Raw genomic sequence first — 20,012 nt, forward strand, 5'->3', positions numbered from 1 at the left:
CGACGGACTGCTCGGTTCATTGCACTTGCACAACGAGTGACCCTCCCCGCGCCAACCAACTGGACAAGTCCTGCCCGGGCGGACGACGATGCAGGAAAGAGTGCCGCGGGCAGTGCCGGGGGGCGGACCGCAAGTCGCAGAGTTCCTCCACGCGTGTTGCCGTGCGTCCCCGCACTTCTACGGAGGAACACCGCAAGATGAGCTTCGGCGACCCGAACAACCCGTACGGACAGCAGCAGCAGCCCCAGGCCCCGCAGGGCCAGCCCGGCTACGGCTACCCGCAGCAGGCCCCGCAGGGCGTCCCCGCCCAGGGCGGCTACGGCTACCCGCAGCAGACCGCACCGACCGGCCCCGGCGGCTACCCGGGCGCCCCGGTCACGATGCCCGGTGGCGTCAAGGCCGCCCGCGTCATGCTGTGGGTGATCGCCGGTCTCCAGATCGTCGGCATCGCGCTGCTGGCCCTGGCCGTGGTGGCCCTCGACAAGCTCAAGGACGACCCGTCGCTCCAGGCGACCGAGGGCTTCGACACCTTCAACCAGTTCGGCTCCGGCGTGCTGTACGCGCTGATCGCGCTGGCCGTGGTCTTCATGGTCGCGTCCGTCGTGTTCGCGCTGCAGATCGGCAAGGGCGGCAGTGGTGCCCGCATCGGCATCATCGTGTACGCCGCGTTCGGCATCCTGCTGAGCCTGTACCCGTTCTTCCCGCTCAGCCTGATCCACCTGGTGCTGCTCATCCTGGTCATCGTCTTCGTGGCGAAGTCCGACGGCGCCGCCTGGTTCAACCGCGCGCGTCACTGACCTCAGGTCGCGGTCCCACCGCAGTACGGCGAAGGCCGCGTCCCGCAGTGCGGGACGCGGCCTTCGCCGTTTGCTCGGGACCGGGGCGGTCAGTGGAAGAAGTGGCGGGTCCCGGTGAAGTACATCGTCACGCCGGCCTTCTGCGCGGCCTCGACGACCTGCTGGTCCCGGACCGAACCGCCCGGCTGGACGACGGCCTTGATGCCCGCGGCGGTCAGGATCTCCAGGCCGTCCGGGAAGGGGAAGAACGCGTCCGAAGCGGCGTACGAGCCCTGCGCGCGCTCGGCGCCCGCCCGCTCGACGGCGAGCTTCGCGGAGTCGACGCGGTTGACCTGGCCCATGCCGACACCGACCGAGGCGCCGTCCTTGGCCAGCAGGATCGCGTTGGACTTGACGGCCCGGCAGGCCTTCCAGGCGAAGGCGAGCTCGGCGAGTTCGGCCGGGGACAGCGCGTCACCGGTGGCCAGGGTCCAGTTCGCCGGGTCGTCGCCCTCGGCCTGGAAGAGGTCGCTGTGCTGGAGCAGCGCACCGCCGCTGATCGGCTTGAGGTCGCCCGGCTGGTGCGGGGTGCCGTCCACCTTCAGGACCCGGATGTTCTTCTTCTTGGCCAGGACCTCGACCGCGCCGTCCTCGTAGGCGGGGGCGGCGATGACCTCGGTGAAGATCTCGGCGACCTGCTCGGCGAGCTCGACGGTCACCGGGCGGTTGACGGCGATGACGCCGCCGAAGGCCGACAGCGGGTCGCAGGCGTGCGCCTTGCGGTGCGCGGCGGCCACGTCGTCGCCGACCGCGATCCCGCACGGGTTGGCGTGCTTGATGATCGCGACGCAGGGCTCGTCGTGGTCGTAGGCGGCGCGGCGGGCGGCCTCGGTGTCCACGTAGTTGTTGAAGGACATCTCCTTGCCGTGCAGCTGCTCGGCATTGGCGAGCCCGTCCGGCCGGCCGTCCGTGTACAGGGCGGCGGCCTGGTGCGGGTTCTCGCCGTAGCGCAGGGTCGACTTGCGGTCCCAGGCGCCCGCCAGAAACTCGGGCAGCACGGCCTCCGGCTCCGGCGCGTACGCGTTCGTGAACCACGAGGCGACGGCCACGTCGTAGGCGGCCGTGTGCTGGAAGGCCTCGGCCGCGAGCCGCTTGCGGGCGGTGAGGTCGAAGCCGCCGTTCTTCACCGCGTCGAGGACGTCGGCGTAGCGGGCCGGGCTGGTGACGACCGCCACGGAGGGGTGGTTCTTGGCGGCGGCGCGGACCATCGAGGGGCCGCCGATGTCGATCTGCTCGACGCACTCGTCCGGGGTGGCACCCGACCGGACGGTCTCCCGGAAGGGATAGAGGTTGACGACCACCAGATCGAAGGGCTCCACGCCCAGCTCGGCGAGCTGCCGGCGGTGGTCCTCCAGGCGCAGGTCGGCGAGGATGCCGGCGTGCACGCGGGGGTGCAGGGTCTTGACCCGGCCGTCCAGGCACTCGGGGAAGCCGGTGAGCTCCTCGACCTTGGTGACGGGCACGCCCGCCGCGGCGATCTTCCCGGCGGTGGAGCCGGTGGAGACGAGCGCGACGCCCGCTTCGTGCAGGCCGCGGGCCAGCTCTTCCAGTCCCGTCTTGTCGTAGACGCTGACGAGCGCACGCCGGATCGGCCGCTGGGTCGTGGTCGGGTCGTTGCTCTCTACGGCGGTCACTGGATTGTTACCTTTCGTCCCTCAATGCGGTAGCCGTGCCGGGCCAGGCGCCCCACGACGTCGACGAGCAGCTGGCGCTCGACTTCCTTGATGCGCTCGTGCAGAGCGGCTTCGCCGTCCTCGTCCCGGACCTCGACCACACCCTGGGCGATGATCGGACCGGTGTCCACGCCGCCGTCCACGAAGTGGACGGTGCACCCGGTGACCTTCGCGCCGTAGGCGAGGGCGTCCCGTACGCCGTGGGCGCCCGGGAAGGAGGGGAGGAGGGCGGGGTGGGTGTTGATGAACCTGCCGCCGAAGCGGTCGAGGAACGCCTTGCCCACGATCCTCATGAACCCCGCCGAGACGACGAGGTCCGGTGCGTACGCCTCGGTCGCACCGGTGAGGGCGGTGTCCCACTCCTCGCGGCTGCCGTAGGCCTTGACCGGGCACACGAAGGTGGGGATGCCCGCCTTCTCGGCCCGCTCCAGGCCCGCGATGTTCTCGCGGTCGGCCCCCACGGCGACGATTTCGGCGCCGAAGCCCTCGGCTCCGCCGGGGTGGGCGGCGATGGCGTCGAGCAGGGCCTGGAGGTTGGTGCCGGAACCGGAGACCAGCACGACCAGGCGGGAGACGGCCATGGGAGGCCCTTTCTCGCGGGATTTGCGGCGTTCGTCTTGTGTGGTCATACGAAACTTCGGGGTACCGATATACGGGGGACCATACGAAGCCACCGACCGCCTGCAACGATACCGGCACACCGGACGGCCCCCGAGGGACGGGGGGACGGGCGAGGGGTAGCGTCTGGCCTACACGCCTCAACAGGCCGCACCTCGCCACGACGTCGCCCGCGACGTCCATGACACAGGGGAAGAAACACACCCGATGCCGGACCGCCGCCAGCCCGACTCCCCCACCGACGACAACCCCTTCGCGGCGCCCCCGGAAGGCCGGCCCGACCAGCCGTGGCAGCCGCGCGGCGGTGACGGCGGTGGCGGTGACAACCCGAAGGACCCCGACGGCCAGGGCCCGGGCGGCCGGGGCGGCCCGGCGCGCTGGGACCCCACCGACCCGATCCAGCGGCGGGCCCGGTACGCGCTGCTGGCCGGCATGTGGGGGTTCTTCTTCGGGATCTTCGGCATCCCCTCGGTGGGACTGCTGCTGGGCGCGCTCGCCCTGTACTGGGGGATCAGCGCGCTGCGCGGCAAGCCGACGGCCGCGGAGGCGGGCGCAGCGGGCGGTTCGGGTACGGCCGCGGGAACGGGATCCGGTACGGGCACGGCCGGCGCGGGTGCGGCTCCGGCCCGGGGCGGTCTGGCCGCGCTGGGCGACGCGGCCCGGCCCCAGCGGACGGCGGCGGTGAGCGGGCTGGTCACCGCTTCGCTGGCGATCCTGCTGGCCATGAGCTCGTACGCGCTGCAGCTCGCGTACAAGGACTTCTACGTCTGCCGGGACGACGCCCTCACGAAGACGGCGGAGTTCCAGTGCAATGACCTGCTCCCGGACAACGTCGTCGGCGACGTCCTGAAGGTCCGCCAGTAGTCCCCGCTCCCCCCTGCCGCCGCGTCCCGCTGTCCCGCTCCCGCCCCCGCCCGCACCTCAGGCCGGGGGCTTGCGGCGTGCCAGCACCCGGACGCCCGTCACCGACGGCGCGAGCGGCGGCGCGGCGGGCGACGGCGCGGGCTGCGCGGCCGCGGGCTCCGCGGGGACCGGTACCGGCGGCAGGTCCAGGCCGGTCCCGGGCAGGACGGTCACCGTCCGGCGCTGCGGCCGGCGCGGGGCGGTGGCCGGGGCCGTCGTACGGGCCTCGCCCGCGGACGGGGCCGTCGGAGGCGCCGTGGCCGGCCGGGGTTCGGGCGGCGCCGGGGGACCGCCGACCGCGGGGGTGCCGACCGGGACCGCGAGGGTGCCCGGGACCGCGGCGGTGCCCGGGACCGCGGGGGTGCCCGTCGGGTCCGGGGTCTTCGGGAGGTCGATGACCTTCGGGATCTCCGGAACCAAGGTGCCCGCCGCCTTGCGCAGGGCCTCCCAGCGGATCTCCCGCACGCCGCTGTCGTGCCAGCCGTCGTCCGGCGGAAGGTCCGCGTCCGGGCCTGCGAGCCCGTGCGCGGGGCGGTTGCGCCAGGCGTGCACGGCGACCGCCACCGACACCGCCGGCGCCAGGGTCCAGCCGAAGGCCGCCGCGCCCGCGGCCCACCACACCGGCCCGAAGTCGGCCAACTCCCGCGAACCGAGCGGCCCCGAGGCCGCCGCCGCGAGTCCCGTCATCGCCAACCCGCAGACCAGCGCACCCAGGGCCGCCGTGAAGGCGGTCTCCCCGTACGAGACCTCGCGCGCCCGGCGCACCGCGAACCACCCGACCACCAGCCCGGCGACCAGCGGCACGCCGGCGGTCGCCCAGGTCAGCGCGGTCCCGGGCCCTTCGGGCGGGAGCGCGGCCAGCAGCGGGAAGCGGGGCAGCGCGGGCGAGCCGTCGAAGCCGAACGGAGTGGCGGACGCGCCCGTACCGAGGTCGAAGCCGGGCCCGAGCGCGTAAGCCGCGCCCCACACCATGGCGTTCGGGATCAGCGCCAGGGCGAGAAGCAGGACCGCGAACCGGCCCGACCACACTCCGGTCAACTCCAGGAACGACTCCTGGACCTCCGCCCCGTGCCACGCGAGCGAGGCTCCGACGAGCAGGACACCGCCGCCCAGGAGTACGAGGGTCCCGCCCGCCCCCGCCCGGAGCGCCAGCGCGTACCGGGGGCGTGCGACTGCCCTCCGTACGCCCGCGGGGAGCCGGTCCGTGAGGGGCCCGAGCGGACGGCCCCGGGCCGCCCACACCCCGCCGGCGGCGGCGAGCACGGCGACCAGCGGCACGTGCCAGGCCGCGCTGAGCGGGTCCGCGGGCATGGGGCCGCCCGCCGCGTACACCGTGGCCAGGGCTCCGACGGCCAGGTATCCGCAGAGCACGGCCGAGAAGACCGCCGCGGCGGGCAGCGTCGCCTCGTCCTCCTCGTCGCAGACGCTGCCGAGCCGTGCGGCGCGCCGCACGAGCAGCACGGGCAGTGCGACGAGGAGCAGCGGCGTCACGCCCACGGGCGCGGGCACCCCGGACAGGGTCTCGTAGCGCACGAGCTCCGTCCCGTGGGCCAGCAGCCACAGTCCGGCGGCGAGGTGCAGGGCTCCGCCGGGACCGCTGTCGGGGTACGGGGAGCTGATCCACAACACGATGACGAGCACGGCGAGGAAGCCGAGCCCGAGGCCCGCCGCCACGGCGCCGGCCGCCACGCACGCGGCGGCGGCCGGGGAGCGGCGCCGCCCACGGGCCGGCGGGGCCGCGGAGGAGGAGGTCCCGCGTTCGGTCACTTGGGTCACCCCGCCATGGTGCCAACGACACGCGCTATGGGCGGGTAACAGGCGAATGCCCGTGGTGTCGCTCAAGATACGCTTATGTACTTTTTCGCCCAGGGCTACCGGGTCGCGGGGAGTGTGGCATGACACAGAGCGTCGGAACGGGCTCCGCTCCTGCCTCCGAGCCGGGACTGCCCGCCCCGAAGGAGTGCCGCAGACTGCGCGAGGCGGCCGCCCTGACGTACGAGGACGTGGCGGCTGCCGTGGACGTGGCCCGGGGCACGGTCCGCTCCTGGGAATCGGGCCGCACGGTACCCCGGGGCCGCAAGCGGACGGCGTACGCGCAGTTCCTGGCGCGCCTCGCCGCCGCCGAACCCTCCGCGGCGGCGGCCGCGGAGCGGTCCGGACCACCGTTCCCCGACCGGGCCGGTACGGCCGTCCCCGCCGACGGAGCCGGGGCGGCGGCTCAGGCGGAGCCGGCCGGCACCGAGGCGGACGCGACGGCGGGCGGCAGCACCGCGCTGCGGGCCATCGGGGCCGTCCGTGCCTTCGCCTCCGGCAGTGCGGCGCGGCCGGTGAGCCCCCGGACCCGGCCCAGGTCCGCGGCGAAGCGGGCCGCCAAACCCCCCGTCGGGATGCCCCGCCACGAGGTCAAGACCCCGGCCCGGGCCGGGGTCGGGGCCGGAATCGGTGCCGGTGCCGGTGGTCACGCCGGGCTCCGCCCCGACGGGAGCACGGCCGACGGAACCTCGGGAACGGGCGGATCCGACCGGCCCGGCGCACCGCCGCCCCCCGGAACCGCGGAGCACGCGGCGGTGCCCCGGGCCGACGGGACCCCCTGCACGGACGACGCGACCGGCGCGGGTACCGCAGAGGCCGCCGGGGCCCACACCCGGACCGGGCCCGACACCCGGGCCGGGGCTGGTCCCGAGGCCTGGGCCGGGACCGGGCCGGAGGCCGGTGGTCCCGAGGTCGAGGCCGGGCCCGGAGCCTGGGTCGGGTCCGGGGCCGAGGCCAGGCCCGGAGCCTGGATCAGCACCGAAGCCGAGGCCCGACCCCGGACCGGCTTCAGCACCGAAGCCGAGGCCCGAACCGGGACCGGGGACGGGGGCGGCACGGACGTCGAGGCCGGGACCGGGGGCGGGGACGGCGAGGGCCCCGGAGCGGTCCCGCAGGGAACCCGGCAAGGGCGCGCGGCCGAGGCCTTCGACGCCCTGCACGCCCACGCCGCCCACACCCTCGTCCGGCAGACCTACCTGCTCACGGGCCGCCGGGCCCTCGCCCTGGAAGCCGTGGAGCGGGCGTTCTGCCAGGCCTGGGCCCGCTGGCCCGAAGTGGCCGTCGACCCCGCCCCGGTGGGCTGGGTGCGCGCGGCCGCGTACGAGTACGCCCTGTCCCCCTGGCACCGGCTCCGCCGCTCCCACCGGCATCCCGACAAGCCGCCGGTCGAACCGGACGACCGCATCCTGCTCGACGCCATGCTCGCGCTGCCGCCCGCGCACCGCCGGACCGTGCTGCTCTACGACGGTGTCGGACTCGACCTCCCCGACACCGCCGCCGAGACGGAGGCCAGCACTCCCACCGCCGGCAGCCGCCTGCTGCACGCGCACGCCGACCTCGCCGACCGGATCCCCGAACTGGCCGACGTACCGCCGGAGAAGCAGTCCGCGCTGCTGCACGCCCGGTTCGCGGCGCTCCGGCCGGCGGTGCGGCTCGAACCGCGCCCCGGCGCGGTCGTCCGGACTGGCGCGGAGCGGCGCACCCGGCTGTGGACCCGCGCCACCGTCGGCCTCACGGCGGTGATCGCGGCCGCCACCGCCTACACGGCGGTGACCGCGCCCACCCACTACGAGCCCCCGCGGTCCCCCGGGGCGAGCGTGTCCGGGGTCCCCCCGCTCAGCGGCCCCCAGCGGCTCACCGAACAGAGCCGGCAGCTCCAGGACAAGCTGCGCGCCGACCCGGCGGCCGGGCCGGGCCGCCTCGCTCCGCTGAGTGAGTGAACCGCCGCGGCCGCAGCGCACGGAAAACGGGCGTGGCCCGCACCCGAAGGGGTGCGGGCCACGCCCGTTCGCACGTCGTCCGGCCGGCACGGGCCGGGGACGGCGGTGAACTACTGGGCGGCGTTGAGGATCTCGCGCGCCAGCTTCGCGGTCTCGGTCGGCGTCTTGCCGACCTTCACGCCGGCGGCCTCCAGGGCCTCCTTCTTGGCCTGCGCGGTGCCGGAGGAGCCGGAGACGATGGCGCCCGCGTGGCCCATGGTCTTGCCCTCGGGGGCGGTGAAGCCCGCGACGTAGCCGACGACCGGCTTGGTGACGTTCTTCGCGATGAAGTCCGCCGCACGCTCCTCGGCGTCGCCGCCGATCTCGCCGATCATGACGATGAGCTCGGTCTCCGGGTCGGCCTCGAAGGCCTCCAGGGCGTCGATGTGCGTGGTGCCGATGACCGGGTCGCCACCGATGCCGACGGCGGAGGTGAAACCGATGTCGCGGAGCTCGTACATCATCTGGTAGGTCAGCGTGCCGGACTTGGACACGAGACCGATCTTGCCGGGCTTGGTGATGTCGCCCGGGATGATGCCGGCGTTGGACTGACCGGGGGTGATCAGACCCGGGCAGTTCGGGCCGATGATCCGCGTCTTGTTGCCCTTGGCGGTCGCGTACGCCCAGAACGCGGCGGAGTCGTGCACCGCGATGCCCTCGGTGATGACGACGGCCAGCGGGATCTCGGCGTCGATCGCCTCGACGACGGCGGCCTTCGCGAAGGCCGGCGGGACGAAGAGGACGGAGACGTTGGCGCCCGTCTTCTCGATCGCCTCGGCGACGGAGCCGAAGACCGGGACCTCGGTGCCGTCGAAGTCGACGCTGGTGCCGGCCTTGCGCGGGTTCACGCCGCCGACGATGTTGGTGCCGTCAGCCAGCATCAGCTTGGTGTGCTTCATGCCCGTGGCACCGGTCATGCCCTGGACGATGACCTTGCTGTCCTTGTTGAGGAAGATAGCCATGTGAGTCTGTGACCTCTGCCCTTACTTCGCAGCCGCGAGCTCGGCGGCCTTGTCGGCCGCGCCGTCCATGGTGTCCACGCGCTGCACCAGCGGGTGGTTGGCGTCCGAGAGGATCTTGCGACCCAGCTCGGCGTTGTTGCCGTCGAGACGGACGACCAGCGGCTTGGTGACCGCTTCGCCCTTGTCCGCGAGCAGCTGCAGCGCCTGGACGATGCCGTTGGCGACCTCGTCACAGGCGGTGATGCCGCCGAAGACGTTGACGAAGACGGACTTGACGTCCGGGTCGCCGAGGATGATCTCGAGACCGTTGGCCATGACGGCGGCGGAGGCGCCACCGCCGATGTCCAGGAAGTTGGCGGGCTTGACGCCGCCATGGTTCTCACCGGCGTACGCGACCACGTCGAGGGTGCTCATGACGAGACCCGCGCCGTTGCCGATGATGCCGACCTCGCCGTCGAGCTTCACGTAGTTGAGGTTCTTCGCCTTGGCGGCGGCCTCGAGCGGGTTCGCGGCCGCGTGGTCCACGAACTCCTCGTGGCCCGGCTGGCGGAACTCGGCGTTCTCGTCGAGCGAGACCTTGCCGTCGAGCGCGATGACGTCACCGGAGGCGACCTTCGCGAGCGGGTTGACCTCGACGAGGAGCGCGTCCTCGGCGATGAAGGTGTCCCACAGGGTCACGAGGACCTCGGCGACCTTCTCGGCGACCTCGGCCGGGAACTGCGCCAGCTCGACGATCTCGCGGGCCTTCTCGATGGTCACGCCCTCGTTGGCGTTCACCGGGACCTTGGCGAGCTTCTCGGGGGTCTCCTCCGCGACCTGCTCGATGTCCATGCCGCCCGCGACCGAGGCCATGGCCAGGAAGGTGCGGTTGGTGCGGTCGAGGAGGTACGAGACGTAGTACTCCTCCAGGATCTCCGGAGCGGTCTCGGCGATCATCACCTTGTGGACCGTGTGGCCCTTGATGTCCATCCCGAGGATGTCCGTCGCACGGGCGACGGCCTCTTCCGGGGTGGCGGCGAGCTTGACGCCGCCGGCCTTGCCGCGACCGCCCACCTTCACCTGCGCCTTGACGACAGACTTGCCGCCCAGCCGCTCCGTGGCCGCGTGAGCCGCCTCAGGCGTGTCGATGACTTCACCGGCCAGCACCGGTACACCGTGCTTGGCGAAGAGGTCCCTCGCCTGGTACTCGAACAGGTCCACGCGCGTCCGTCCCTTGTCTTCAAAGATTCGCAGTGATTCGCGGTTTTCTGCTATCTGCGTGGGCGTGCCGCGGAGGGCAACGTGACGGCGCTGTCACAAGGAAGGCGCACACGGTGACCGTGGACGCGGCATGTCCGTCCCGCAGGTTATCCCCGTGGGCCGTAGGTCCCTAAATCGCAGATCACACCTGCGCGGTGATACCTGTCACAGATCGCCTCACGATTGAACTGGAACTTCGTGCGATCTGCCGGTTCCCCGCGCCCGCGCCGCCCCCTCACGGGACGGGCAGCGGCCGCTTCTCCAGTGCCGCGGCCATGACCTCCGGGAACAGGTCGGGGGTGCAGGCGAAGGCGGGCGCGCCCAGCGCCGCGAGGGCGGCGGCGTGTTCGCGGTCGTAGGCGGGCGCGCCCTCGTCGGACAGCGCGAGCAGGGTCACGAACTCCACTCCCGCCCCCTTCATCGCCGCGACCCGCTTGAGCATCTCGTTGCGTATGCCGCCCTCGTAAAGATCACTGATCAGGACGACGACGGTGTCCGCGGGGCGGGTGATCTTCGACTGGCAGTAGGCGAGGGCGCGGTTGATGTCGGTGCCACCGCCCAACTGCGTGCCGAAGAGCACGTCCACGGGATCGTCGAGCTGATCGGTCAGGTCGACGACGGCGGTGTCGAAGACGACGAGGCGGGTGGCGATCGAACGCATGGAGGCGAGCACGGCGCCGAAGACGGAGGCGTAGACGACGGAGGCGGCCATCGAGCCCGACTGGTCGATGCAGAGGATGACCTCCTTCTTCACCGATCGGGCCGCGCGGCCGTATCCGATCAGCCTCTCGGGGACGACGGTGCGGTATTCGGGCAGGTAGTTCTTCAGGTTCGCCCGGATGGTGCGGTTCCAGTCGATGTCGTGGTGACGGGGACGGCTGATCCGGGCGGAACGGTCGAGGGCGCCGGTGAGGGTGGCCCGGGTGCGGGTCGCGAGGCGCTTCTCCAACTGCTCGACCACCTTGCGGACCACGGCCCGCGCCGTCTCCTTCGTCGTCTCCGGCATCGCCTTGTTCAGTGAGAGCAGGGTGCCGACCAGGTGGACGTCGGGCTCGACGGCCTCCAGCATCTCCGGCTCCAGCAGCAGGGCGGACAGCCCGAGCCGCTCGATCGCGTCGCGCTGCATGACCTGGACCACCGGGGCGGGGAAGTACGTACGGATGTCCCCGAGCCAGCGGGCCACATTCGGCGCGGACCCGCCGAGGCCGGCCGACCGCTCCCCCGAGGCGCGGCGGGATCCGCTTCCGGCGTCCCCGCCGTACAGCGCGGCCAGGGCGGCGTCCATGGCCGCGTCCCGTCCGGTCAGCGCGCACCCGGTGCCGTCGGCCTCCCCTCCGCCGAGCACCATCCGCCACCGCCGCAGCCGCTCGCCGCCAGCGGGGCCGACCGTCTCCTGTACGCCCGCGTTCATGTCCGTTCCGTTCATCTGTCCGTCCCCCTGCACCAGTCCCACCACAAGTCCCACCAAAACGACCACCGGTCGGCCTCGACCACCGGTCTCTCCCCTCGGCCCGGCTGCCCGCTTCCGGCCCTGCCGGCGTTCGGGCGCGGACGTCCGGGGGCGGGGCCCCGTGCCCGCGCCGCACCCGGCGGGGGCAGCCGCCCCGCCCCTCAGGCAGCCGCGACCCCGCCGGCCGGCGCGAGCAGCATCCGGACCAGCGCCACCACCGCGTCGGCCCGGACCGGGTCCAGCTCCGGGGCGAAGCCCTCGGGCGCCGAGCCGGGACGCCGCGCCGAGGCGGCGCCGCCGGGGCCGCGCCGGACCAGCTCGCCCAGGGTCCGCTTCACCCCCGGCTCGTACGCCCCGAACGTCCGTCGCAGCAGCGGCAGTACGTCGGTGAAGGCGCGCTCCGGTACCGCCACGAGCCACGCGTCGACGAGGCCCAGCAGCCGCTCGTCGTGGACCAGCAGCGTGCCCCCGCCCGAACCGCCGCCCGCGAAGCCCTCGATCCAGCCCGCCGCGTCGGCCGGGGAGGCCGCCGGCGACAGGGCGAGGCCCATCAGCCGCGCCGTCTCCCGCGCCTCCAGCCGCCCGTCGTCCAGCAGCAACCGGACCGCGCGGCCCCGGATCCGGCCCGGCACGGTGTCCCGGCCCGCCAGTGTCCGCAGGACCGCCGCCCAGCGCTCCCGCAGCCCCTCCCGGGCGTCCGCGAGGAGTCCGACCGCGCCGTGCACCGCGTCCACGTGCCCCCGCAGCTCGGCCGCCGCGTCGGCGTCCAGCCCCGCGGCGCAGGCCGGCGGCAGCGCCACGCATATCCGCTCGGCCAGTCCTCCCGCCACCGTGCCGAGCGCCGCCGCGTCGGTGCCCCGCACATCGCCGTACCGGAGCGCGCGGGCGAGCGCCGGCAGGGCCTTGGCGAGCCGCGCCACGTCCGTGTCCAGCGCCGCCCGGTCCGCCAGGGCCCGAAGCACGGCGGGCAGCGCCTCGGACAGCCCGGCCAGCAGGCACTGCTCGGCCAGCGCCGTGACCTCGCCCAACTCCCCGGCGGCCGCCGCCTGCGCCTCGGCCCGGGCGGTGGCCGCCGCCAGGACGGTGGTGCCCCAGATGCCGGCCTCGGCGACCCGCACCGACAGTTCCGGTTCCCAGCGGAGCCGCCAGGTCTCCCGGAAGGTGCCGGTGCTCCCCCGCGAGGCGGCGGGCGTGCCCCATTCGACGCCGAGCAGCCGCAGCCGGTGCAGGAGCAGGGACTTCGCGGCGTCGCTGTCCTTGCGCAGGTCGAGCTCCAGCTCCCGATCCTGCGCCTCGGCCTTGAGTCGCAGCGAACGCTGCTGCCGCGTCAGATCGCGCTGGAGCGGTACGACCGGTGCCGCGTCCGGGACCTCGCCCAGCACGTCGCCGACGACCAGGCGGTCCTCGATCAGCGCGAGCGGGACGTCGGAGCCGTCGCACATCACCGCCCGGACCGCTTCGAGGGTCTCCGTCAGGCCGGGCAGCGGCCGTCCGCGCATCGCCGCCAGGGTCTCGGCCAGCCGGACCGCCTCGATGACGTGCGCGGACGAGACCTGCCGGTCCTCCTCGCGGAGCAGGCCCGCGACTTTGGTCAGCCAGCGCTCCACCGGCCGGTCGCGGGCGGCGAAGAGGTGCGCGTACCAGCCGGGCGAGGTGATGCCCGCGCCGTACCCGCCGGCCCGGGCGAGCCGGCGATGGGTCCAGGGCACCCAGGTGGTCTCCACCTTGACCTTCGGCAGCCCGGTGAGCAGTGCCCGGTCGGCGGCCACCGTGGTCTTCGCCCGCAGGGCCGGGACGTGCCAGGCCCCGCAGACCACGGCGTAGGCGTCGCCGAACTCCCGGCGGGCGGCCCGCATCCGCTGCCGCATGTGGGCCTCGCGCACCAGGTCGCGGGCGCCGCCGCCGTCGCCGTACGCCTCGCGCAGGGCTCCCATGGCCTCGCCGAGTGCCTCGAACGCGCCGAGCGGGTCCTCCTTTCCGGCCCGCGCGGTGCCCCGGTGTTCGACGACGTCCTCCCACCAGCGCTCGGGATCGTCGTACCCGGCGGTCTCCGCCAGTACCGCGAGCGGGTCGAGCCGGACGGAGTCGGGCTCGCCGCCGTCCGCCCGCACCGGGCCGTCGGCCAGCGAGTGGGCGGCCGGGAGGTCGATGAAGCGCACCGGGACCGGGACGTCCTGCTCCTGCGCCCAGCGGATGGCGACCCACTCCGGGGAGAAGTCGGCCAGGGGCCAGAAGGCGGCGCGGCCCGGGTCGTCGGCCGCGTGTGCGAGCAGTGCCACGGGCGGCCGCATCGCGGGATCGGCGGCGAGCGCGACCAGGGCGTCCCCCTCGGGGGGTCCCTCGATCAGCACGGCCGCCGGCCGGGCCTCGTCCAGGGCGGCGCGCACGGCGCGGGCCGAGCCGGGCCCGTGGTGACGGACGCCCAGCAGGAGCGGGCCGCGCGCCGCAGCGCCCTTCTCGCCGGTGCCGGTCACCGGCTTCGGCCCTTTCGCGGCCGCGCTCATACCGTCACCTCCCGGCAGGCGCGGTAGAAGTCCTTCCAGCCGTCCCGCTCGCGGACCACGGCCTCCAGGTACTCCTGCCAGACGACCTTGTCGGCGGCCGGGTCGCGGACGACTGCGCCGAGGATGCCGGCGGCCACGTCGGACGGGCGCAGCACGCCGTCCCCGAAGTGCGCCGCCAGGGCCAGGCCGCCGGTGACGACGGAGATGGCCTCGGCGGTGGAGAGGGTGCCGCTCGGCGACTTCACCTTCGTACGACCGTCGCCGGTGACGCCGTCGCGCAGCTCCCGGAAGACGGTGACGACGCGGCGGATCTCCTCCAGGCCCTCGGGGGCGGCCGGCAGGTCCAGCGAGCGGCCCATCTGGTCGACGCGGCGGGCGACGATGTCGACCTCGGCGTCGGCACTGGCGGGCAGCGGCAGGACGACGGTGTTGAAGCGGCGGCGCAGGGCGCTGGAGAGCTCGTTGACCCCCCGGTCGCGGTCGTTGGCGGTGGCGATGAGGTTGAACCCGCGTACCGCCTGGACCTCGTCGCCGAGCTCCGGTATCGGGAGCGTCTTCTCGGACAGGACGGTGATGAGGGTGTCCTGGACGTCGGCGGGGATGCGGGTGAGCTCCTCGACCCGGGCGGTCATGCCGTCGGCCATCGCGCGCATGACGGGGCTGGGGACGAGGGCCTCGCGGCTGGGGCCGTGGGCGAGCAGCCTGGCGTAGTTCCAGCCGTACCGGATGGCTTCCTCGGGGGTGCCGGCGGTGCCCTGGACGAGGAGGGTCGAATCGCCGCTCACGGCGGCGGCGAGGTGTTCGGACACCCAGGTCTTGGCGGTGCCGGGGACACCGAGCAGCAGCAGGGCGCGGTCGGTGGCGAGGGTGGTGACGGCGACTTCGACGATGCGGCGCGGACCGACGTACTTGGGGGTGATCACCGTCCCGTCGGGCAGTTCGCCGCCGAGCAGATAGGTGGCCACGGCCCAGGGAGAGAGCTTCCAGCGCGCGGGGCGGGGCCGGTCGTCGGCGGCTGCCAGGGCTTTCAGTTCGTGCGCGAAGGCATCTTCGGCGTGCGGTCGCAGCGCCTCGGTGCGCGTCTCGTTCTCGGTGATGGTCATGGTCCCCCTCCAAGGCTCGGCAGCCGCTTCCGACTGCTGTGTCCACGGTGCACCACGCCACTGACAACGCCCCTGCGTCAGCACGTTGTTGCAGGTCAGAGCGATTGTCAGTGGGGGTCTCTACGGTGGTTCACATGACTGAGCAGGGGGTCCGCTGGACAGCGGAACAGGTACTGGCTCTGGCTCCTGACAATGCCTCACGCACGGCGGGGGGCAGGCTCGGTGGGGCGGGGTCGTGGTCACAAATCGGAGGTTCCGCTTCCGGTTCTGTATGGGGGTTGTGCAAGGGCAGCGGCAGCAAGCCGTACCGGACGGTCGTCGACCTGACGGGACCGGCCTACAAGTGCTCCTGTCCGAGCCGGAAGTTCCCGTGCAAGCACGCGCTGGGGCTGCTGCTGCTCTGGTCCGCCGAGGGGGTGGGCGAGCCGGGCGAGGCCCCGGACTGGGCCTCGGAATGGCTGGCGGAGCGGGCGGCGAAGGCCGTGCGCCCGGCCGCCGGACCGGCCCGCCCGGCCGACGAGGAGGGGGCCCGGAAGCGGGCCGAACGGCGGGCGGCCCGCATAGGCGCCGGCGTCACCGAGCTGGAGCGGCGGCTGGCCGACCTGCTCCGCGGCGGCCTCGCCGGCCAGGAGCAGAAGGGGTACGCGGCCTGGGAGGAGACCGCGGCCCGGATGGTCGACGCACAGGCCCCCGGACTGGCGGGGCGGGTGCGGGAGTTGGGGACGATACCCAGTTGCGGCCCCGGCTGGCCCGCACGGATGCTGGAGGAGGCGGCGCTGCTGCACCTGCTGGACCGGGCCTGGCTGGGGGTGTCGGGGCTGCCCGAGCCGTGGGCGGCGACCGTCCGCAGCCGGGTGGGACTGCCGGCCTCCGGGGAGGGGGAGGCCGTACGGGACCGCTGGCTGGTGCTGTCCCAGTACGACTCGGTGTCACCGGACGGCCGGCTCACCACCCGCAGGATCTGGCTGTACGGCCTGACCGGCGGGAGGCCGGCCCTGGTGCTGGACTTCGGCCCGCCCGGGCGCCCACCGGGGCTGGCGATGCCCGTCGGCCTGGTGCTGGACGCGGAAGCCCGCTTCCGGCCCGGTTCGGGGGGACTGCGGGCGGATCTCGGGGAGCGGTTCGGGTCGGCCGCGCCGGGGCCGGAGGTTCCGGTCGGGGTCAGCACGGGTTCTGCGCTGGAGGCGTACGGGGAGGCCCTGCGCCAGGACCCCTGGCTGGAGTCCTGGCCGGTGATCCTGGGACCGGTGATCCCGATACCGGGAGAGCTGGGCTGGCAGCTGGCGGACGCGGAGGGCGACTCGGCCCTGCCCGTCCCCGTGTCCGGGCCGGGAAGCCGGTCCCGTTCGGGGCTGTGGCAGCTGGCCGCGCTGTCGGGCGGGGGCCCGGTGACGGTGTTCGGCGAATGCGGCCACCGGGGGTTCACCCCGCTCACGGCCTGGCAGCCCGGCTCGCCCGAGCCGGTCGTACTGAACTGAGGGGCAGAGACGGCGCGGGGGCGCCCAGGGGGACGGGGAGGACACGCCGGCGCGGGGGCGCCGGTGTGTGGCAACGAGAAGCCGGGGGGCTTTGTGAACGACAACCACGCCAGCTGAACGACGCAGTGGAGTGCGACTTCGACTGCTCCGGTCCCGCGGAGGGGGCGGGACCGGAGCGCCGTACCGATCGAGGAGGGGCCCGATGAACGAGGGCGAAGCGGGTTACGGGGAGTGGGAGGAGCTGGTCGGCGCCGCGCTGCTGGGCACCGACCGGCGGCGGGGCGCGGGGCCGACCGGTTCGCCGGAGGCCCTGCTGGACGCGGCGGCCGTGCACACCGTGCGGCGCCGGGCGGGACTGCGGCCGGCCGCGGCCGGGCCCCGGCCGGAGCCCGCACCCCGGGATCCGCGCCCGGGCCCGCCGGAAGCGGCCCGGCGGCGGCTCGCGCAGCTGCTGGCCGGCCGGACGGGCGCGAACAGCGGGGGCGGGAGGCGGGGGTCCGCCCCGGATCTGACGGAACTGCTGCCGCAGTGGCTGGCCGCCGCCGGGCGGCACGGCTACCGCGCACCGGACGCGCTCGTACCGGCCCTGCTGGACGCGGCGCGGGCGCGTACGGACCTGCGGCCGCACGCGCTGGCGCTGGCAGGGACCCGGGGCCTGTGGCTGGCCCGGCTGAATCCGGACTGGCGGTTCGCCCTGCGCGGCGGGACGGGCAGCGCCGGGGGACTGCCGGACGCGGCGGACACGGCCGCGGTGGAACAGCTGTGGCAGGAGGGCCTGTTCGCGGAGCGGGTCGCTCTCCTCGGAGCCGTCCGGTCCCATGACGCGGCGGCGGCCCGCCGCTTGCTGGCGACGACCTGGGCCGCCGAACGGGCCGAGGACCGGCTGATGTTCCTCGACTCCCTGCGGGCGGGCCTGTCCGCGCAGGACGAACCGTTCCTGGAATCGGCCCTGGGTGACCGGAGCCGCAATGTCCGGGCGACGGCCGCCGAGTTGCTGTCGGCGCTGCCGATGTCGGCGCTCGCGGGGCGGATGGCGGAACGCGCGCTGGCCTGCGTGGGCCCGGAGGGCGTGACGCCGCCGGCCGAGTGCGACCGCGGGATGCTTCGGGACGGGGTGGTCGAGCGCCCGCCGGCCGGCCGGGGGGAACGGGCCTGGTGGCTCGGGCAGATCGTGGAGGCGGCGCCGCTGTCCTGCTGGTCGGACCGGTTCGGGGGGATCGGTCCGGCGGAGATGGTGGCGCTGCCGGTGGCAGCCGTCGAGGGCTGGGCCGAGGAGCTGCACGCGGCCTGGTGCCGGGCGGCGGTGCGCCAGCGCGACGCGGCCTGGTCGCGGGCGCTGCTGGGCCCCGCGTCCGCGCCGCCCGCGGCGGGCCCGGGCACGGCGTCCCTGGCGGAACGGGCCAAGCTGCTGGAGACCCTGCCGGACCCGGAAAGGGCGCAGTGGGTCGCGGAGTTCGTACGGGCCCACGGGCTGACGGACGCGTTCCAGCTGCTCGGCGTGTGCGTGGTGCCGTGGGCGGGGGCGCTGGGGCGGGCGGTGGTCGACGCCCTGGACGCGGCCCGCGAAGCGGGTAGCTACCCGTGGAGTTTCAGCGGGGTGATGGGTCTGGCGGAACGCTGCCTCGACCCTGCGGAGGGGGATCGGCTGGAGGCCCTGACACAGGCGTCGCAGGACCCGCCGGACGCGTCTCCCGGCGCGGCGGCGTACTGGGCGGAGGCCTTCCAACGCCTGGTCGCCACCCTTCGCCTGCGCGCGACGATGCACTCCGAGCTCACCCCGGCCTGACCCTCCGGGCCGCCGCGGGCCGTGCCTCGGCGCTCCTCCCTCGCCGCTCCTCCCCGCACCGCGCGCCGGGGCGGGGGCGGGGCGCCCCGGCGCGGGCCGGGGCGCACGGGGCGGGCCGTCACCGGACCCGCCGGAGGCTACGGGCGGACGTGGGCGCGGACCCAGTCCACGATGGAGGTCGTGGTCGCGCCCGGGGTGAAGATCTCGGCCACGCCCTTCTCCTTGAGCGGGGCGATGTCGTCCTCGGGGATGATGCCGCCGCCGAAGACCTTGATGTCCTCCGCGTCGCGCTCCTTGAGGAGCTCCAGCACGCGCGCGAACAGCGTGTTGTGGGCGCCCGAGAGGATCGACAGGCCGATCGCGTCGGCGTCCTCCTGGATCGCGGTGTCCACGATCTGCTCGGGGGTCTGGTGGAGGCCGGTGTAGATGACCTCCATGCCCGCGTCCCGCAGGGCCCGTGCGATCACCTTGGCCCCGCGGTCGTGGCCGTCGAGACCCGGCTTGGCCACCACCACACGGATCGGACCGGTCACACCCATCGCACTGCCTCCCGAGTGAACGAACGTTAAGTACAGCATCGCGCACGCCACCGTTTCGCGGTCAACCACGAGGGGGAAATCACACGTGGGACGGCGTTGATTCACCGGCTTCGGTCGACGGGCCTCGGTTCGCGGGCTCCGGTCGCGGCCCTGCTTCACCGCCATGGATGCACTGCGCCACCGTGCCGACAGCCGCGCGGCACGGTGGCGCGGCCGACCTCGGGTCCCACAGGACTCAGGGGAGGCCGTCGATGGCGCTGTCCATACCCTTGTCCGGCGCCGCGCTGCGGGCCGGCGCGCTGGAAGCGGTCGTGCTCGGCGGCCACCTGCTGCTCTACCCGACCGGGGTGTGCCAGGAGAAGATCGTCGACGCCCCGTCCGCGCGCCGGCGGCCACCCGTCCTGCTCCTGCACGGGTTCACCGACAACCGCTCCGTCTTCGTCCTGCTGCGCCGCGCCCTCGCGGCGGACGGGCGCCGGCACGTGGAGACGTACAACTACTCGCCGTTCACCCGCGACCTGCGCGTCACCGCCCGCCACCTGGCCCGGCGCGTCGGGGATCTGTGCGAGCGCACCGGTCAGGACCGGGTGGAGCTGATCGGGCACAGCCTGGGCGGCCTGGTCGGCCGGTACTACGTCCAGCGCCTGGGCGGCGACGCCCGCGTGCGGACGCTCGTCACGCTCGGCACCCCGCACTCCGGCACCCTGGTCGCCCCCTTCATGAACGCGCACCCGCTGGTCCGCCAGATGCGCCCGGACTCCGACGTGCTGGCCGAGCTCGCCGAGCCGGCCCCCGGTTGCGCGACCCGATGCGTCGCGTTCTGGAGCGAGTTCGACGCGCTGATGGCCCCGACCACCACGGCCCGGATCGAGCACCCGGACCTCCGCGCGGAGAACATCCAGGTCACGGGCATCGGGCACCTCGCGCTGCCCGCGCACCCCACGGTGATCGCGGCCGTCCGGCGCGCCCTCGACGGACCCGGACTCGTCTCGATGGACCCCGAGGCGACCCCCTCCGTCGCATGAGGGAGCGGCATCGCCGACTCCGGCGGGGCGATCCCGTCGCCCCGATCCGACATACCTGCGGCGCAGGAACTCGAACAGATTTCGAACTCAAGGCCAAGGCCGCGT

The 20,012-nt window shown here is 74.3% G+C and carries 15 protein-coding genes; 6 read left to right on the top strand and 9 right to left on the bottom strand.

Going from position 1 to position 20,012, the window contains the following annotated elements:
- Positions 1–197: 197 nt before the first annotated feature.
- On the top strand, positions 198–797 hold the full coding sequence (locus ACWFQ8_RS02525; RefSeq protein ID WP_453784355.1) for a hypothetical protein: 600 nt from the start codon (positions 198–200) through the stop codon (positions 795–797).
- Positions 798–886: 89 nt separating this feature from the next.
- Here the strand turns inward: ACWFQ8_RS02525 and purH are convergent, their stop codons facing one another.
- Entirely contained in the window at positions 887–2,470 is a 1,584-nt protein-coding gene (gene purH / locus ACWFQ8_RS02530; protein WP_453784356.1) for a bifunctional phosphoribosylaminoimidazolecarboxamide formyltransferase/IMP cyclohydrolase, read from the bottom strand.
- The gene (gene purN / locus ACWFQ8_RS02535; protein ID WP_453784357.1) at positions 2,467–3,090 is read right to left on the bottom strand and encodes a phosphoribosylglycinamide formyltransferase; all 624 of its coding nucleotides are present in this window, start codon (positions 3,088–3,090) and stop codon (positions 2,467–2,469) included. Before purN ends, purH begins: the two co-directional genes overlap by 4 nt.
- Before the next feature lie 244 nt (positions 3,091–3,334).
- On the opposite strand from purN, the gene ACWFQ8_RS02540 reads away from it, so the two are divergent.
- Positions 3,335–3,991 (top strand): hypothetical protein, encoded by a 657-nt coding sequence (locus ACWFQ8_RS02540; RefSeq protein WP_453784358.1) that lies wholly within the window; start codon positions 3,335–3,337, stop codon positions 3,989–3,991.
- A 57-nt stretch (positions 3,992–4,048) separates the two neighbouring features.
- Here the strand turns inward: ACWFQ8_RS02540 and ACWFQ8_RS02545 are convergent, their stop codons facing one another.
- Positions 4,049–5,806 (bottom strand): cell division protein PerM, encoded by a 1,758-nt coding sequence (locus ACWFQ8_RS02545; RefSeq protein ID WP_453784359.1) that lies wholly within the window; start codon positions 5,804–5,806, stop codon positions 4,049–4,051.
- A gap of 119 nt (positions 5,807–5,925) precedes the next feature.
- On the opposite strand from ACWFQ8_RS02545, the gene ACWFQ8_RS02550 reads away from it, so the two are divergent.
- The gene (locus tag ACWFQ8_RS02550) at positions 5,926–7,782 is read left to right on the top strand and encodes a helix-turn-helix domain-containing protein (RefSeq protein ID WP_453784360.1); all 1,857 of its coding nucleotides are present in this window, start codon (positions 5,926–5,928) and stop codon (positions 7,780–7,782) included.
- Between the two features lie 110 nt (positions 7,783–7,892).
- Here the strand turns inward: ACWFQ8_RS02550 and sucD are convergent, their stop codons facing one another.
- From sucD to ACWFQ8_RS02575, 5 genes are all read right to left on the bottom strand, one after another.
- Positions 7,893–8,783 (bottom strand): succinate--CoA ligase subunit alpha, encoded by an 891-nt coding sequence (gene sucD, locus ACWFQ8_RS02555; protein ID WP_453784361.1) that lies wholly within the window; start codon positions 8,781–8,783, stop codon positions 7,893–7,895.
- Positions 8,784–8,804: 21 nt separating this feature from the next.
- Positions 8,805–9,983, bottom strand: coding sequence for an ADP-forming succinate--CoA ligase subunit beta (gene sucC / locus ACWFQ8_RS02560; RefSeq protein WP_453784362.1), 1,179 nt, complete (start codon positions 9,981–9,983; stop codon positions 8,805–8,807).
- A gap of 274 nt (positions 9,984–10,257) precedes the next feature.
- Positions 10,258–11,448, bottom strand: a complete 1,191-nt coding sequence (locus ACWFQ8_RS02565; protein ID WP_453784363.1) for a VWA domain-containing protein — start codon at positions 11,446–11,448, stop codon at positions 10,258–10,260.
- Positions 11,449–11,633: 185 nt separating this feature from the next.
- Positions 11,634–13,976, bottom strand: coding sequence for a DUF5682 family protein (locus ACWFQ8_RS02570; RefSeq protein ID WP_453784364.1), 2,343 nt, complete (start codon positions 13,974–13,976; stop codon positions 11,634–11,636).
- A complete protein-coding gene (locus ACWFQ8_RS02575) occupies positions 13,973–15,079 on the bottom strand; it encodes an ATP-binding protein (RefSeq protein ID WP_453784365.1) in 1,107 nt (368 codons plus the stop codon). The genes ACWFQ8_RS02570 and ACWFQ8_RS02575 overlap by 4 nt, the downstream gene beginning before the upstream one ends.
- A 134-nt stretch (positions 15,080–15,213) precedes the next feature.
- On the opposite strand from ACWFQ8_RS02575, the gene ACWFQ8_RS02580 reads away from it, so the two are divergent.
- A complete protein-coding gene (locus ACWFQ8_RS02580) occupies positions 15,214–16,557 on the top strand; it encodes an SWIM zinc finger family protein (protein WP_453784366.1) in 1,344 nt (447 codons plus the stop codon).
- A gap of 202 nt (positions 16,558–16,759) precedes the next feature.
- The gene (locus ACWFQ8_RS02585) at positions 16,760–18,343 is read left to right on the top strand and encodes a DUF5691 domain-containing protein (RefSeq protein WP_453784367.1); all 1,584 of its coding nucleotides are present in this window, start codon (positions 16,760–16,762) and stop codon (positions 18,341–18,343) included.
- 137 nt (positions 18,344–18,480) lie between these two features.
- Here the strand turns inward: ACWFQ8_RS02585 and ACWFQ8_RS02590 are convergent, their stop codons facing one another.
- Positions 18,481–18,882 (bottom strand): cobalamin B12-binding domain-containing protein, encoded by a 402-nt coding sequence (locus ACWFQ8_RS02590; protein WP_453784368.1) that lies wholly within the window; start codon positions 18,880–18,882, stop codon positions 18,481–18,483.
- Between the two features lie 251 nt (positions 18,883–19,133).
- On the opposite strand from ACWFQ8_RS02590, the gene ACWFQ8_RS02595 reads away from it, so the two are divergent.
- On the top strand, positions 19,134–19,907 hold the full coding sequence (locus ACWFQ8_RS02595; protein WP_453784369.1) for an esterase/lipase family protein: 774 nt from the start codon (positions 19,134–19,136) through the stop codon (positions 19,905–19,907).
- The last annotated feature ends 105 nt before the right edge of the window (positions 19,908–20,012 follow it).

The sequence above is a fragment of the Streptomyces sp. NPDC055254 genome (genome assembly GCF_053606025.1).

Coding starts and splice junctions, on each gene's coding strand:
- ACWFQ8_RS02525 (WP_453784355.1), top strand. CDS start 198: ATGAGCTTCGGCGACCCGAACAACCCGTACGGACAGCAGCAGCAGCCC.
- purN (WP_453784357.1), bottom strand. CDS start 3,090: ATGGCCGTCTCCCGCCTGGTCGTGCTGGTCTCCGGTTCCGGCACCAAC.
- ACWFQ8_RS02540 (WP_453784358.1), top strand. CDS start 3,335: ATGCCGGACCGCCGCCAGCCCGACTCCCCCACCGACGACAACCCCTTC.
- ACWFQ8_RS02550 (WP_453784360.1), top strand. CDS start 5,926: ATGACACAGAGCGTCGGAACGGGCTCCGCTCCTGCCTCCGAGCCGGGA.
- sucD (WP_453784361.1), bottom strand. CDS start 8,783: ATGGCTATCTTCCTCAACAAGGACAGCAAGGTCATCGTCCAGGGCATG.
- ACWFQ8_RS02565 (WP_453784363.1), bottom strand. CDS start 11,448: ATGAACGGAACGGACATGAACGCGGGCGTACAGGAGACGGTCGGCCCC.
- ACWFQ8_RS02570 (WP_453784364.1), bottom strand. CDS start 13,976: ATGAGCGCGGCCGCGAAAGGGCCGAAGCCGGTGACCGGCACCGGCGAG.
- ACWFQ8_RS02575 (WP_453784365.1), bottom strand. CDS start 15,079: ATGACCATCACCGAGAACGAGACGCGCACCGAGGCGCTGCGACCGCAC.
- ACWFQ8_RS02580 (WP_453784366.1), top strand. CDS start 15,214: ATGACTGAGCAGGGGGTCCGCTGGACAGCGGAACAGGTACTGGCTCTG.
- ACWFQ8_RS02585 (WP_453784367.1), top strand. CDS start 16,760: ATGAACGAGGGCGAAGCGGGTTACGGGGAGTGGGAGGAGCTGGTCGGC.
- ACWFQ8_RS02590 (WP_453784368.1), bottom strand. CDS start 18,882: ATGGGTGTGACCGGTCCGATCCGTGTGGTGGTGGCCAAGCCGGGTCTC.
- ACWFQ8_RS02595 (WP_453784369.1), top strand. CDS start 19,134: ATGGCGCTGTCCATACCCTTGTCCGGCGCCGCGCTGCGGGCCGGCGCG.